A 535-nucleotide genomic window follows, 5' to 3' on the forward strand; every position below is an offset into this window, starting at 1 on the left:
GATAGCTTAACCTTCGGGAGGGCGTTTACCACGGTGTGATTCATGACTGGGGTGAAGTCGTAACAAGGTAACCCTAGGGGAACCTGGGGTTGGATCACCTCCTTACCTTAATGATGACGAAGTTGTTGAGTGTTCACACAGATTGCCTTGATTCAAGTTTAGAGACAGTACACGAAGTGGGTCTGTAGCTCAGGTGGTTAGAGCGCACCCCTGATAAGGGTGAGGTCGGTGGTTCGAGTCCACTCAGACCCACCACTTCGATTACGGGGCTATAGCTCAGCTGGGAGAGCGCCTGCTTTGCACGCAGGAGGTCTGCGGTTCGATCCCGCATAGCTCCACCATAATCCGTACTGAATTTGCGAGAAGCAAAAGCCATGAATTGGACGATATGTTCAGTCTATGTCTTTGACTTCTTTACGAAGTTTGCTCTTTAACAATCTGGAAAGCTGATTTAAAAAGTAGTTCTCAAACATTTGTTACAAGTGCTTTGGAAACTTCTTGGCGAAAACCAAATTTTATTTGGTCCTTGTTGTAC

General features: G+C 46.7%; 2 tRNA genes and 1 rRNA gene. All 3 read left to right on the top strand.

Annotated elements, in window-relative coordinates:
- Positions 1 to 105: ribosomal RNA gene (locus ACB032_RS22115) — 16S ribosomal RNA — on the top strand; the annotation flags it as partial.
- A gap of 73 nt (positions 106 to 178) precedes the next feature.
- A tRNA-Ile gene (locus ACB032_RS22120) sits at positions 179 to 255 on the top strand.
- A gap of 10 nt (positions 256 to 265) precedes the next feature.
- Positions 266 to 341 (top strand) — tRNA-Ala (locus tag ACB032_RS22125).
- Positions 342 to 535: the final 194 nt, after the last annotated feature.

Origin of the sequence: Aeromonas sp. S5(2024) (genome assembly GCF_041403025.1) — a bacterium.
GTDB lineage: Bacteria > Pseudomonadota > Gammaproteobacteria > Enterobacterales > Aeromonadaceae > Aeromonas > Aeromonas hydrophila.